This window comes from Streptomyces dryopteridis (genome assembly GCF_049606955.1).
Classification (GTDB): Bacteria; Actinomycetota; Actinomycetes; order Streptomycetales; family Streptomycetaceae; genus Streptomyces.
The window spans coordinates 2,675,343-2,688,383 of sequence record NZ_CP187113.1 but is presented as its reverse complement, the minus strand read 5'-3'; the positions used below and the strand labels follow the sequence as shown (position 1 = coordinate 2,688,383).

Genomic DNA, 13,041 nt, shown 5'->3' with positions numbered 1-13,041 from the left:
TGGATGTCCGGAAAGCCTCGGCGTCGGCCCGCGCCGCGCGCGCCCCGCGCGCGGGACGCTCCGTCCTGCCCGCGCGCCGGGCGCCGGCATGGGCCGGCGGCACAGCGCACGGGCAGGAAGCGGCGGCAAAAACGGCGCCAAGCCCCCGCGCGCGCCCCCCGTCCGCAAGCCCCCGAAACCGCCTCCGACCTGCGCGGAAGCCGGATTCCACGGGGCGCGTGGGGCCCCCGGGAAACGGACCGCACTGTTCCGGCCACGTCAATTCACGACGAACGGTGACGGGCCGCGCGCGTTATGTGATGTGCTGGGATCGGTCGCGAACACCTTCGCGCGACGACGACGGGACACCGGTTCCGGGGGATCGAGGGAGGGGAGCGGAATGGGCACGGACCAGATCCGGCGGTGGGAGTCGGGGGCGATGGCACACGCCGTCTCCGACCCCTTCGGACAGGGGCCCCTGCCCTGGTTCCGGGGGAGCGACCTCTACTACGACGACGAGGGCCAGGTCGTCCCCTGGTACGTGGACCCGCCCGCCGCCGCCCGCGCCGCCGCCGGCGGCCGCATCCCGCGCTCCCGCTCCGGCGGCCCGCGCACCGCCGACGACGTGCACCGCCAGATCAAGGGCTTCGCCTCCACCGGCTCGGTCCAACCCGGCGGCGCCATCGACTTCCACATCACCGTCGACCCGCCGCAGCAGTTCTCCGTGGACGTCTACCGGATCGGCCACTACGAGGGCACCGGCGCCTGCAAGGTCGCCTCCAGCCCCCGCCTGTCCGGCATCGTGCAGCCGCCCCCGCTCACCGCCGACCGCACCGTCTCCTGCCACCACTGGTGGCTGTCCTGGCGGTGGCACGTGCCCACCGGCCACCCCATCGGCGCCCACGTGGCCGTCCTCACCACCGCCGACGGCCACCGCTCCCACATCCCCTTCACCGTCCGCGACGAGGAGCCCGCCGACCTCCTCCTGCTGCTCCCGGACGTGACCTGGCAGGCGTACAACCTCTACCCCGAGGACGGCCACACCGGCGCCAGCCTCTACCACGCCTGGGACGAGAACGGCCGGCTGCTCGGCGAGGACCACGCCGCCATCACCGTCTCCTTCGACCGCCCCTACGCGGGCGCCGGCCTGCCCCTGCACGTGGGCCACGCCTACGACTTCATCCGCTGGGCCGACCGCTACGGCTACCACCTCGCCTACGCCGACACCCGCGACCTGCACGCCGGCCGGATCGACCCCACCCGCTACCGGGGCCTGGTCTTCCCCGGCCACGACGAGTACTGGTCCGCGCCCATGCGCAAGGCCGCCGAGGAGGCCCGCGAGCACGGCACCTCCCTGGTCTTCCTCTCCGCCAACACCATGTACTGGCAGGTGGAGCTGAGTCCCTCCGCCTCCGGGGTCCCCGACCGGCTGCTCAGCTGCCGCAAACGGCGCGGCCCGGGCCGCTCCACCCTGTGGCGCGAGGTCGACCGCGCGGAGCAGCTGCTGCTGGGCATCCAGTACGCGGGCCGGGTGCCCGAACCTGCCCCCCTCATCGTCCGCAACGCCGGCCACTGGCTGTGGGAGGCCACCGGCGCGGTCGAGGGGCAGGAGCTCGCGGGCCTGGTCGCGGGCGAGGCGGACCGCTACTTCCCGCGCACCGCCCTGCCCGAGCACGAGGACCGGATGCTGCTCGCGCACTCCCCGTACCAGGACGGCGACGGCCACCGGCGCCACCAGGAGAGCTCCCTGTACCGGGCGCCGAGCGGGGCCTGGGTGTTCGCGTCCGGCACCTTCGCCTGGTCCCCGGCCCTGGACCGGCCCAACCACGTGGACCCGGTGATCCAGAAGGCCACCGCCAACCTCCTCGACCGGATCTGCAAGCGCGACTGACCCCGACCGACCGCGCGCGGACCATGAGCGCCGACCCGACCGGACCGGAACGCCGACCTCCGCTCCCACCCCGGCCGCCCCGCGGCCCGTCCCGTGCGCGAGAATCGTCGTGCGCTCATACGGAACCACAGGGAGACCGCGTGTCCGGATTCGTCGAAAAGCCCGAGCCGGTGCAGGTGCCGGGCCTCACCCACCTCCACACCGGGAAGGTCCGCGACCTCTACCGTGACGAGGCCGGCCGCCTCGTGATGGTCGCCAGCGACCGGATCTCGGCCTACGACTGGGTGCTGCCCACCGAGATCCCCGACAAGGGCCGCGTCCTGACCCGGCTGTCCCTGTGGTGGTTCGACCGCCTCGCCGACCTCGTCCCGCACCACGTGCTGGCCACCGAGCCGCCCGCCGGCGCCCCCGCCGACTGGGAGGGCCGCACCCTGATCTGCCGCGACCTCGACATGGTCCCGGTGGAGTGCGTGGCCCGCGGCTACCTCACCGGCTCCGGCCTCGCCGAGTACCGCGAGTCCCGCACGGTCTGCGGCCTGGCCCTGCCCGAGGGCCTGGAGGACGGCTCCGAACTGCCCGCCCCGATCTTCACCCCGGCCACCAAGGCCGAGGTCGGCGAGCACGACGAGAACGTCAGCTACGAGGAGGCCGCCCGGCAGGTCGGCGCCGAGACCGCCGCCCTGCTGCGCCGCGCCACCCTCGACGTCTACGGCCGGGCCCGCGACATCGCCCGCGAGCGCGGCATCGTGCTCGCCGACACCAAGTTCGAGTTCGGCTTCGCGAAGGACGGCGGCGAGCTCGTCCTCGCCGACGAGGTCCTCACCCCCGACTCCTCGCGGTTCTGGCCGGCCGACAGCTGGGCCCCGGGCCGCGCCCAGCCCTCCTTCGACAAGCAGTTCGTCCGCGACTGGCTGACCTCCCCGGCCTCCGGCTGGGACCGTGCCGCCGAGACCCCGCCCCCGGCCCTGCCCGCCGAGGTGGTCGAGCGCACCCGCGCCAAGTACATCGAGGCGTACGAGCGCCTCACCGGCCGCGGCTGGGACACCGAGGGCTGATCCCGGGCACGCCGAAGGGCCCCGGTCGATGACCGGGGCCCTTCGTGAACGAGCGGACGACGAGATTCGAACTCGCGACCCTCACCTTGGCAAGGTGATGCTCTACCAGCTGAGCCACGTCCGCATGCGCCGTAGCGCGAGAACCACTATACCCAACCTCGCTCGCGCGCGAGACGCACCGCGGTGTGCCGGTTCTCCGCGCCCAGTTTCGCGGACGCCGCCGAGAGGTGGTTGCGCACCGTTCCCGGCGACAGCGCGGCCCGCGCGGCGATCTCCGCGATCGGCGCCCCGCCCGCCGCCAGCTCCAGCACCTGCGTCTCGCGCGGGGTCAGCGGGGAGTCCCCGGCCCGGATCGCGTCGGCCGCCAACTCCGGGTCCACATAACGCCCTCCACCGTGCACGGTGCGGATGATCTCGGCCAGCCGCTCGGCCGAGACGGTCTTCGGCACGAAGGCCCGCACCCCGGCCGCCAGGGCCCGTTTCAGGTGTCCGGGCCGGCCGTGCCCGGTCACGATCATGGTCACGCAGGCGGGCAGGTCCGCGCGCAGCCGTGTGGCCACGCTCACACCGTCGCCCCCGGGCATCTCCAGATCCAGCACGGCCACGTCCGGCCGGTGCAGCCGGGCCATCGCCACCGCCTCCGGGCCGGAGGCCGCCTCGGCGACCACCACCAGGTCCTCCTCCAGCGCCAGCAGCGCGGCCAGCGCGCCCCGGATCAGGTGCTCGTCGTCGGCGAGCAGCACCCGCACCGGACCGGTGCCCGCTCCGGCGCCCACCTCGGCGCCCGCCTCCACCGTTTCCTCGTCACCCATGTCCCTCACACCTCTCCCGGCACATCGGCCACCACGCGGAACAGCCCCCCGTGGGCCCGCCCCGCCGTCAGCTCCCCGCCCACGGCCGCGAGCCGTTCCCGCAGCCCCACCAGCCCCGTTCCCGCGCCCCCGTCCGTCCCCGAACCCCCGTCCGTGCCCGTGTCCGCGCCGTCGTTCTCCACCAGCAACCGCACCCCGCCCCCGCCCACGCGCTCCAGCCGGATCAGGCAGCGCTTCGCGTCCCCGTGCCGCAGCACGTTCGTGGTGCTCTCGCGCACCACCCACCCCAGCGCCGCCCGGACCCCTTCCGGCAGCTCCCGCTCCCCGGCCGGGGCCTCGATCCGGCAGTCGATCCCGGCCGCCGCCAGCACCCCGCGCGCCCCCTCCATCTCCACCGTGAGGTCCACCTCCCGGTACCCGCGCACCACCTCGCGCACCTCCCGCTGGGCCTCCCGCGCGATCCGCTGCACCTCGACCATCTGCGCCACCGCCTCCGGCCGGCCCCGCTCGGCCAGCCGCGCCGCCAGCTCGCTCTTGAGGGCGACGGCGGCCAGGTTGCGGCCCATCACGTCGTGCAGGTCCCGGCTGAACCGCAGCCGCTCCTCCGCGACCGCCAGCAGCGCCGCGAGGTCCCGCGACCGCTCCGCCTCCCACGCCATCCGCAGCAGCCAACGGCTGAAACCCCAGGTCGGCAGCACGAGCGCCAGCGCGAACGACAGCCCGAGCGCGTACCCGAGGCCGAACGCCGGCTCCACCCCGATCAGCGCCGCGCACCCGAGGGCCGGCGCCAGGGCCGCGACGGCGATCGCGATCATGGACCGGATCCGGCGCACGCACAGCACCAGGGACCCCACACCGAACACGCACAGCACGGCGACGGTGGTCAGCGCCCCCGGCCGGGCCCCCTCGGCGGTCCCCGGCCCCAGGACCCCGAAGGAGAACAACACCTGGCCGCAGCCGATCAGGGTGGTCGCGACCAGCGCGAGCGCCGCGCGCACCGGGCGCGGGCCGCGGCCGAGGGTCCAGGTCAGGGCGCGGGAGGCGACCAGCGCGCACATGCTCGCGTGGGCGAGGGCGAACACGAGCGGGCCGAGGGGGCGCACGGCGGCGTCGGCGTTGCCGAGGAGGCCGAGGGCGAGGGCCAGCACCTCGCAGACGGCGAGGGCGTGGAAGGTGACGCGGGTGTACAGCTCGACCTTCGCGGCGTTCGAGCGCCCGCGCCACCAGCCGGTACCCGGGGTTCTCGTCACGGATCGCCCGCCCCCTCGCGTCGTCCCCGTCCCCCGTTCCACCCCGGGGAACGCGAAAGGCCCCAGTCGATGACTGGGGCCTTTCAACCGAGCGGACGACGAGATTCGAACTCGCGACCCTCACCTTGGCAAGGTGATGCTCTACCAGCTGAGCCACGTCCGCACGTTTCCGACCGGCTTCCACCGGACGGCACGAGCACCACTCTACCGGATCCACCGGAGTGGTCGGTAAAGCTTTGTGCAGAGCGGGTGACAGGAATTGCACACTGCGCCTTCCCCCTGGAAGGGGGACGTTCTGCTACTGAACTACACCCGCACGACCTTCGGTTCCTTGCCTTTCGGCTTGGCCCCTCGGCGTGATCCACACACTAGCCGACGTCGGGGGGTGCTTGGCAAATCGGCTCCCGGGTCTCGCGCCGAGGGCCCCGGCATCGTGGCTGAAACCGGCTCACATCGGACCAAGCCCGGCCGGTGCGGGCCGGGTTGGGCGTGGGGTCCGGACGCGCGGACACCCGCCGGGACGGGGGAGCGTCCGGGCGGGCGTCCGGGTCGGCGGCCCGGCGGGGGCCGGGCGGGCCGGGGCCCTCGCGGGGGTGCGGGGCCGGTGGGGTCGGTGGGCTCAGTGGGCGGCTTCGTACGCCTCGTAGACCTTCTTCGGGATCCGGCCGCGCGGCGGCACGTCGAGCTGGTGGGAGCGGGCCCAGGCGCGGACCACGGCCGGGTCGGGGGCGATCGCGGTGTGCCGGTAGGTCTTCCCGGACCGTGCCTGACGGCGTCCGGCGGCCACGTAGGGGGCCAGTGCCTTGCGCAGTTTCTTTGCGTTCCGCTGATTGAGGTCGATCTCGTACGACTTCCCGTCAAGACCGAACGCGACCGTCTCCGCCGCTTCTCCGCCTTCGATGTCGTCGGAGATCGTGACCACTGTGCGCTGCGCCACGGATATCGGTCCTTTCGCGGGGCGATCAGCGCGCTGACGTGCTCTGACGCCACCTGTGTGGATGTCTCGGGGCAATGCTCGTTTCCCCGGATGGGCCGGGAATCCTTTGTACCGCGATTCTCATTCCATTGCGAAGCCAGTTAATTCCTTGCGCGTGTCCCGCCGCAATCCCGGGCACACGGTTTTCCGCGTGATTTTACGAACCGTTGGGGATCGGGAAACGGGCCGGTCCGACCCCCTGCCGAAGGGCCCGGGACTATCTACCCGCGTAGAAATTTCCGCCGGGTACGCTGAGGGAACCGCCTTCGCACCAACCACCACACGGGAGTGCCAGTGGCACGCGTCGTAGTCGACGTCATGCTCAAGCCGGAGATCCTCGACCCCCAGGGCCAGGCGGTGCAGCGTGCACTGCCGCGCCTGGGATACGAGGGCATCGCCGACGTCCGCCAGGGGAAGCGCTTCGAGCTCGAAGTCGAAGGACCGGTCGACCAGGCCGCCCTCGACCGCATCCACGAGATGGCCGAAACCTTCCTCGCCAACACCGTCATCGAGGACTTCACCGTGAAGGTCGAGGTCTGACGGTGACCACTCGCATCGGAGTCGTCACGTTCCCCGGAACGCTCGACGACCAGGACTCGCTGCGCGCCGTCCGCGTCGCGGGCGCCGAGCCGGTCTCGCTGTGGCACCGTGACAAGGACCTCCACCAGGTCGACGCGGTCGTCCTCGCGGGTGGCTTCTCCTACGGGGACTACCTGCGCGCCGGCGCCATCTCCCGGTTCTCCCCGGTGATGGAGACCATCATCGAAGGGGCCCGCGAGGGCCTGCCGGTCCTCGGCATCTGCAACGGCTTCCAGATCCTCACCGAGGCCCACCTGCTGCCGGGTGCCATGCTCCGCAACGACCACCTGCACTTCGTGTGCCGGGACCAGCGGCTGCGCGTCGAGAACGCCGACACCGCCTGGACCGGCGACTACGCGGCCGGCGAGGAGATCTCCGTCCCGCTCAAGAACATGGACGGCCGGTACGTCGCCGACGAGCGCACGCTCGACGAACTGGAGGCCGAGGGTCGCGTGGCCTTCCGGTACCTGGGCGTCAACCCCAACGGATCGCTGCGCGACATCGCCGGCGTCACCAACGCGGCCGGCAACGTCGTCGGCCTCATGCCCCACCCCGAGCACGCGGTCGAGCCGCTGATCGGGACGGGCCGCACCGACGGCCTGGGATTCTTCACGTCCGTCCTGAAGAAGCTGGTCAGCGCATCATGACTCTGGACACCGTCAAGCACGCGACCGGGACCCCGGACGCCTCCCAGCCGTGGAAGGAACTCGGCCTGAAGGAGGACGAGTACGACCGGATCCGCGAGATCCTCGGTCGGCGTCCCACCGGTGCCGAGCTCGCCATGTACTCCGTGATGTGGTCCGAGCACTGCTCCTACAAGAGCAGCAAGGTGCACCTCAAGCAGTTCGGCGAGAAGGCCCCCGCCAACGACGCCATGCTCGTCGGCATCGGCGAGAACGCCGGCGTCGTGGACGTGGGCCAGGGCTACGCGGTCACCTTCAAGGTCGAGTCGCACAACCACCCCTCCTACATCGAGCCCTACCAGGGCGCGGCCACCGGCGTCGGCGGCATCGTCCGCGACATCCTCGCGATGGGCGCCCGCCCGGTCGCCGTCGTGGACCCGCTGCGGTTCGGCGCGGCCGACCACCCCGACACCCGGCGCGTGCTGCCCGGCGTGGTCGCGGGCATCGGCGGCTACGGCAACTGCCTGGGCCTGCCCAACATCGGCGGCGAGGTCGTCTTCGACTCCTGCTACCAGGGCAACCCGCTGGTCAACGCCGGCTGTATCGGCGTGATGCGGCACGAGGACATCCACCTCGCCAAGGCGTCCGGCCCCGGCAACAAGGTCATCCTCTACGGCGCCCGCACCGGCGGCGACGGCATCGGCGGCGTCTCCGTGCTCGCCTCGGAGACCTTCGACGCCACCGGCCCGGCCAAGCGCCCGGCCGTGCAGGTCGGCGACCCCTTCCAGGAGAAGCTCCTCATCGAGTGCACCCTGGAGATCTTCAAGGAGAAGCTGGTCGCCGGCATCCAGGACCTCGGCGGCGCCGGGCTCTCCTGCGCCACCTCCGAGCTGGCCTCGGCCGGCTCCGGCGGCATGCGGGTCGACCTCGACACCGTGCCGCTGCGCGACGCGACCCTCTCGCCCGAGGAGATCCTCATGAGCGAGTCGCAGGAGCGGATGTGCGCGATCGTCGAGCCCCGGCACGTGGCCCGGTTCCTGGAGATCTGCGAGAAGTGGGACGTCATCGCCACCGTCATCGGTGAGGTCACCGAGGGCGAGCGGCTGGAGATCTTCTGGCACGGCGAGCAGATCGTGGACGTGCCCCCGGGCACCGTCGCCCACGAGGGCCCCGTCTACCACCGTCCCTACGAGCGCCCCTCCTGGCAGGACGCGCTCCAGGCCGACGACGCGAACGCGCTGCCCCGCCCCGCCGACTCCGCCGAACTGCGCGCGCAGGTGCTGGCGCTGGTCTCCTCCCCGAACCAGGCGTCCAAGGCGTGGATCACCGACCAGTACGACCGCTTCGTGCAGGGCAACACGGTGCTGGCCATGCCCGAGGACGCGGGCATCGTCCGCATCGACGAGGAGACCCACCTCGGCGTGGCCATGGCCACCGACGGCAACGGCCGCTTCGCCAAGCTCGACCCGTACGCGGGCGCGCAGCTGGCGCTGGCCGAGGCGTACCGCAACGTGGCCGCCACCGGGGCCCGCCCGCTGGCGATCTCCGACTGCCTCAACTTCGGCTCCCCCGAGGACCCGGGCGTGATGTGGCAGTTCGCCGAGGCCACCCGCGGTCTCGCGGACGGCTGCCTGGTCCTGGGCACCCCCGTGACCGGCGGCAACGTCTCCCTCTACAACCAGACCGGCGAGACCGCGATCCACCCGACCCCGGTCGTGGCGGTCCTCGGGGTCATCGACGACGTGCGCCGGCGCACCCCGATGGCCTTCTCCGAGGCCGGCCAACTGCTGTACCTGCTCGGCGACACCGCCGAGGAGTTCGGCGGCTCGGCCTGGTCGCAGGTGGTCCACGACCACCTCGGCGGTCTGCCGCCCAAGGTGGACCTGGAGCGGGAGAAGCTGCTCGGCGAGATCCTCATCGCGGCCTCGCGCGACGGCATGATCGACGCCGCGCACGACCTGTCCGACGGCGGCCTCGTGCAGGCCCTCACCGAGTCCTGCCTGCGCGGCGGCAACGGCGCCCGGATCGTGGTGCCGGACGGGATCGACGCCTTCACCCTGCTGTTCTCCGAGTCGGCCGGCCGGGCCGTCGTGGCGGTGCCGCGCAGCGAGGAGCTCCGCTTCACCGACATGTGCGGCGCGCGCGGGCTGCCCGTGACCCGGATCGGCGTCGTGGACGGGGACGAACTGCTGGTGCAGGACGAGTTCACGATCCCCCTCGCCGAACTCCGCGCCTCCCACGAGGGCGTGATCGAGGCCCTGCTGGCCTGAGCCCCGGCGCACGCGGGCCGTCCCCCCGGAACCCACCCGGCGGGACGGTCCGCGCGCGGGCCGGCGGTGCGTACGATCGCGCCATGACGACGCCCCCGGCCAAGGCCCGTACCCCCAAACCCCGTGCCTACGACCCGGCGCGCACCCGCGCGGCGGTGCTCGCGCAGATCGCCCACGTCCGCGCGGCGGTGGCCGGGTTGGACGAGGAGATGCTCGCCCGGCCCGCCGGCCTCGGCGACTGGACCGTGCGCGAACTCGTCGCGCACATGGCGCGCGGCGCGGGCGCCGTGGTCGAGGCCGTGGACCGGGCCGGCGCCAACCCGCCCGGCCGGCGGATCGCGCTCGCCGACTGGGCCTTCGCCACCTCCTCCGTCGCCGACCGGATCGACGAGATCGCCCACGAGTGGGCCGAGGAGAAGGACCTGGCGGCCCTGCACCTGCGCATGGAGACCCGGTTCCGCGAGCTGCTGGAGCGGGTGCCCGGCGAGACCGAACTGCACTTCCCCATCGGCACGATGACCCTGGCCGAGTTCCTCGTGACCCGCACCGTGGAGCTCGTCGTGCACACCGACGACCTCAACCGGGCCACCGGGCTCGACGTGCCCGTGGAACGGCAGGCGCTGGCCGCGTGCGTCCGGCTGCTCGCCGACGCCATGGCCCGCAAGGCCCCCGGCGGGGCGGTGGAGCTGCGCATCCCGCCGTTCGCCGTGGTGCAGTGCGTCGAGGGCCCCCGGCACACCCGGGGCACCCCGCCCAACGTGGTCGAGACCGACCCGCTGACCTGGCTGCGCCTGGCCACCGGCCGCAGCACCTGGGCCGAGGAGACGGACGCGGCCCGGGTCCGGGCCGGCGGGGAGCGCTCCGACCTGTCCGGGCTGCTTCCCGTGATGAGCTGACCGGCCGACACCCGCCGGGGCCGGGGAACCCGTCGGCTCCGGCGTACGTCGAAAGGGCATGCGCACCCTTCGGCTCGTGGCCCTGACCGCCCTCTCCGCCACCCTCCTGCTCGGCTGCTCGGCCGGCTCCGACAAACCGGCCGCGGCCGATTCGGCGACGCCCTCCGCGCCGCCGAGCCAGGCCGCCCCGAGCCCGAGCGCCTCCGAGGACCCCGCCGGCGGGCTCTCCCTCGGCGAGGCGATGGCCCTGCTCGGCAAGGAGTGGAAGGTCGTGGCCCTGCTCGACGGGGAGAAGCGGACCCCGGTGCCGGCCGGGGCCGAGGGCGCCGCCCACTTCACCGTGGACACCGACCGCAAGATCAGCGGCAACCTGGGCTGCAACCGCTTCTCCGCCGAGGTCACCGGCTCGAACCCGGCCGACTTCCGCCTCGGCCCCCTCGCCGCCACCCGAATGGCCTGCACCGGCCCCGCCGAACCCGTGGAGAAGGCGATGACCGCCCTGTTCGCGGGCCCGATGGCCGCCAAGCTGGGCCAGGAGGACGGCAGGACCACCCTCACCATGCGGGCCAAGGACGGCGGCGCGGGCCTGGTGGCCACCACCGGCTGAGCCGGCCCCGCGACGGGCGCGGGCGCGCGACCGGGACCGACCCGGCCGCGCCCCCACGCACGGGGGCCCCGGGACTACTTCGGGTACGGCAGCAGCCCGCCGTCCACCTTCTCCCACGCGGCCCGCAGCTCCGCCAGCCGCGCCGGCTCCGCCTTCGCCTTGTCGGCCTGCTCGCGCACGTCCCCGGCCAGGTCGAAGAGCTGGTCCTTGCCGGACTTGCCCCGGTAGTACTTCCAGTCCCCGCGCCGCAGCGCGCGCTCCCCGCGCACCCGCCAGAACAGGTCGTGGCGTGGGGCCCTCTCCCCGCGCAGCAGGTAGCCGGCCAGGCTCACCCCGTCCAGCGGGTACGCCGCGTCCGGTCGCGCCCCGGCGATCTCCAGCAGGGTCGCCGTCCAGTCGGGGGTGACCACGGGCGCCTTGCTGACCTGCCCGCCGTCGATCCGCGCGGGCCAGCGCACGATGCTCGGCACCCGGATCCCGCCCTCCTGGAGCGAGCCCTTGTTCCCGGACAGCGGCCAGTTGTGGGAGAAGCGCTCGCCGCCGTTGTCGCTGGCGAAGAAGACGAAGGTGTTCTCCTCCTGCCCGGAGCGGCGCAGGGCGTCGAGCACCTTGCCGACGCTGCGGTCGAGGTCCTCCACCATCTCCTTGTACTTCTCGAGGGACCCGCCGTCCTGGTGCCACAGGGCCGAGCCGTCGCCCGCCTTGATGCGCCGGACGATCTCGGCGGAGGTCTCGGTGTCCCCGTCGGCGATCCACGGCCAGTGCGGGGTGGTGAAGTTCAGGTTCAGCAGCCACGGCTTGCCCCCGTGGTCGCGGGCCACGTACTCGCTCGCCCGCTCGGTGAGGATCCGGGTGTAGTAGCGCAGGTCCTTGTACTCGGCGTCCCCCTCGTACAGGTCGTACTCGCCGCCGAGACCGAGCTTGGAGTAGTACTCCAGGGCCCCGCCGAAGTTCCCGAAGAAGGTGTCCCAACCGGACTTCGTCGGGCTGTAGTCGGGCAGGTAGCCGCAGTGCCACTTGCCGATCAGCGCGGTGGCGTAGCCCGAGTCCCGCAGCCGGGAGGCCAGGGTCGGGTGGGTCGGCTCCAGGCCGACCGACTTGTCCGCGATCGGCTCCGCCAGCCCGCCCTTGGTGCGGCCCGGGTAGCGGCCGGTGTACAGGCTGAACCGGGTGGGGGAGCAGGTCGCCGAGCCCGAGTACGCGTCGGTGAACCGGACCCCCTGCCGGGCCAGTCGGTCCAGGTTCGGGGTCTTGATGTTCGGGGAGCCGTACGAGGACAGATCGGCCCAGCCCAGGTCGTCGCCCAGGATGAACAGGATGTTGGGACGGCGCGAGTGCCGGCCGCGGGCCGCGCTGAACTCCCGCTCGTGCGGGCCGGCCACGGCCCCGGCGGGGGCGGCCGAGGCGGGCGCGGCGGCGCCCAGACCGACGGCGGCGGCCGCCGCGCCGGCGCCCACCGCCCCGGTGAAGGCGCGTCGGCTCAGGGAACCGGCGGGGGCGGACTCGACGGACTCGGCGGGATCGACGGAATCACGGGTGCTCACGGGGGCTCCAGGGCAGGTGGGGGCGCACGATGGCGCCCGGCGACCCGACCGGGGGCGCGCGGACGGGCGCGCCGGGGGTCGGGGCAGGCGTGGGGACGGCAGGGCGGGAACGCGAGGACGACGGCGCACGCCGGTCCGGCGCCCCGGATGCGGGACGAACTCGGACCCGACGGCGCGGCCGGGCCCCGGTCACCGACGGCGCGGCCGGGGTACGGCGGCGCGCGGGGGACCGGGCGGGTGCGGGGAACGGGGCAGCGGGGCGGCCCTCAGCGTGCCGTCGAAGGCGTGCGGGGCCGGCCGACCGGGCCGTGCGTCGACCGGGAAGGGGTCAGACGCGGCGGGTCGGACGACAGATGGCGCTGGCGACACGGACCAGGTCGACGTGGCGGCGCGCTACGAGGGTGACGGTGCGGTCACCGAGGGGCTGCATGGGGCGAGAGCCTGTCCGAACGCCCGTATGGCTGTCAACCGGGCCATCCGTCATACGAGACGCACACGGGGCGAACGTCGCACCCGCCCGGGTCCCGTGCCCCCTTGCGCCCGGAACCGCCGCCCGTCC

At 73.5% G+C, this 13,041-nt stretch carries 12 protein-coding genes and 3 tRNA genes; 7 read left to right on the top strand and 8 right to left on the bottom strand.

Annotation, left to right across the window (positions count from 1 at the left end; all coding sequences use genetic code 11):
* The first annotated feature begins 379 nt into the window (after positions 1–379).
* A complete protein-coding gene (locus tag ACN20G_RS11350; RefSeq protein WP_424212621.1) occupies positions 380–1,870 on the top strand; it encodes a N,N-dimethylformamidase beta subunit family domain-containing protein in 1,491 nt (496 codons plus the stop codon).
* A gap of 140 nt (positions 1,871–2,010) precedes the next feature.
* On the top strand, positions 2,011–2,925 hold the full coding sequence (locus ACN20G_RS11345; RefSeq protein ID WP_424212620.1) for a phosphoribosylaminoimidazolesuccinocarboxamide synthase: 915 nt from the start codon (positions 2,011–2,013) through the stop codon (positions 2,923–2,925).
* Positions 2,926–2,976: 51 nt separating this feature from the next.
* Here the strand turns inward: ACN20G_RS11345 and ACN20G_RS11340 are convergent.
* The 6 genes from ACN20G_RS11340 to ACN20G_RS11315 all read right to left on the bottom strand — a co-directional run bounded on the left by ACN20G_RS11340 (position 2,977) and on the right by ACN20G_RS11315 (position 5,924).
* Positions 2,977–3,049: transfer RNA gene (locus ACN20G_RS11340), tRNA-Gly, on the bottom strand.
* 22 nt (positions 3,050–3,071) lie between these two features.
* Complete coding sequence (locus ACN20G_RS11335) at positions 3,072–3,737, bottom strand: response regulator (RefSeq protein ID WP_424212619.1); 666 nt, start codon at positions 3,735–3,737, stop codon at positions 3,072–3,074.
* Between the two features lie 5 nt (positions 3,738–3,742).
* Positions 3,743–4,987: a sensor histidine kinase gene (locus tag ACN20G_RS11330; RefSeq protein ID WP_424212618.1), complete on the bottom strand. Its 1,245-nt coding sequence runs from the start codon at positions 4,985–4,987 to the stop codon at positions 3,743–3,745.
* 90 nt (positions 4,988–5,077) lie between these two features.
* A tRNA-Gly gene (locus tag ACN20G_RS11325) sits at positions 5,078–5,150 on the bottom strand.
* Positions 5,151–5,231: 81 nt separating this feature from the next.
* Positions 5,232–5,303 (bottom strand) — tRNA-Gly (locus tag ACN20G_RS11320).
* Between the two features lie 303 nt (positions 5,304–5,606).
* The gene (locus ACN20G_RS11315; protein WP_424212617.1) at positions 5,607–5,924 is read right to left on the bottom strand and encodes a histone-like nucleoid-structuring protein Lsr2; all 318 of its coding nucleotides are present in this window, start codon (positions 5,922–5,924) and stop codon (positions 5,607–5,609) included.
* 333 nt (positions 5,925–6,257) lie between these two features.
* On the opposite strand from ACN20G_RS11315, the gene purS reads away from it, so the two are divergent.
* From purS to ACN20G_RS11290, 5 genes are all read left to right on the top strand, one after another.
* The gene (purS, locus tag ACN20G_RS11310; RefSeq protein WP_424212616.1) at positions 6,258–6,503 is read left to right on the top strand and encodes a phosphoribosylformylglycinamidine synthase subunit PurS; all 246 of its coding nucleotides are present in this window, start codon (positions 6,258–6,260) and stop codon (positions 6,501–6,503) included.
* A 2-nt stretch (positions 6,504–6,505) separates the two neighbouring features.
* Positions 6,506–7,189, top strand: a complete 684-nt coding sequence (gene purQ / locus ACN20G_RS11305; protein WP_424212615.1) for a phosphoribosylformylglycinamidine synthase subunit PurQ — start codon at positions 6,506–6,508, stop codon at positions 7,187–7,189.
* On the top strand, positions 7,186–9,435 hold the full coding sequence (gene purL, locus ACN20G_RS11300; protein ID WP_424212614.1) for a phosphoribosylformylglycinamidine synthase subunit PurL: 2,250 nt from the start codon (positions 7,186–7,188) through the stop codon (positions 9,433–9,435). The genes purQ and purL overlap by 4 nt, the downstream gene beginning before the upstream one ends.
* An 83-nt stretch (positions 9,436–9,518) precedes the next feature.
* A complete protein-coding gene (locus ACN20G_RS11295) occupies positions 9,519–10,331 on the top strand; it encodes a sterol carrier family protein (RefSeq protein ID WP_424212613.1) in 813 nt (270 codons plus the stop codon).
* 58 nt (positions 10,332–10,389) lie between these two features.
* Entirely contained in the window at positions 10,390–10,938 is a 549-nt protein-coding gene (locus ACN20G_RS11290; RefSeq protein WP_424212612.1) for an META domain-containing protein, read from the top strand.
* A gap of 74 nt (positions 10,939–11,012) precedes the next feature.
* On the opposite strand, the gene ACN20G_RS11285 is transcribed toward ACN20G_RS11290, so the two are convergent.
* Positions 11,013–12,482: a sulfatase family protein gene (locus tag ACN20G_RS11285; protein ID WP_424212611.1), complete on the bottom strand. Its 1,470-nt coding sequence runs from the start codon at positions 12,480–12,482 to the stop codon at positions 11,013–11,015.
* 328 nt (positions 12,483–12,810) lie between these two features.
* A complete protein-coding gene (locus ACN20G_RS11280; protein WP_424212610.1) occupies positions 12,811–12,912 on the bottom strand; it encodes a putative leader peptide in 102 nt (33 codons plus the stop codon).
* Positions 12,913–13,041 lie beyond the last annotated feature (129 nt).

Coding starts and splice junctions, on each gene's coding strand:
- ACN20G_RS11290 (WP_424212612.1), top strand. CDS start 10,390: ATGCGCACCCTTCGGCTCGTGGCCCTGACCGCCCTCTCCGCCACCCTC.
- ACN20G_RS11335 (WP_424212619.1), bottom strand. CDS start 3,737: ATGGGTGACGAGGAAACGGTGGAGGCGGGCGCCGAGGTGGGCGCCGGA.
- ACN20G_RS11295 (WP_424212613.1), top strand. CDS start 9,519: ATGACGACGCCCCCGGCCAAGGCCCGTACCCCCAAACCCCGTGCCTAC.
- ACN20G_RS11350 (WP_424212621.1), top strand. CDS start 380: ATGGGCACGGACCAGATCCGGCGGTGGGAGTCGGGGGCGATGGCACAC.
- purL (WP_424212614.1), top strand. CDS start 7,186: ATGACTCTGGACACCGTCAAGCACGCGACCGGGACCCCGGACGCCTCC.
- ACN20G_RS11280 (WP_424212610.1), bottom strand. CDS start 12,912: ATGCAGCCCCTCGGTGACCGCACCGTCACCCTCGTAGCGCGCCGCCAC.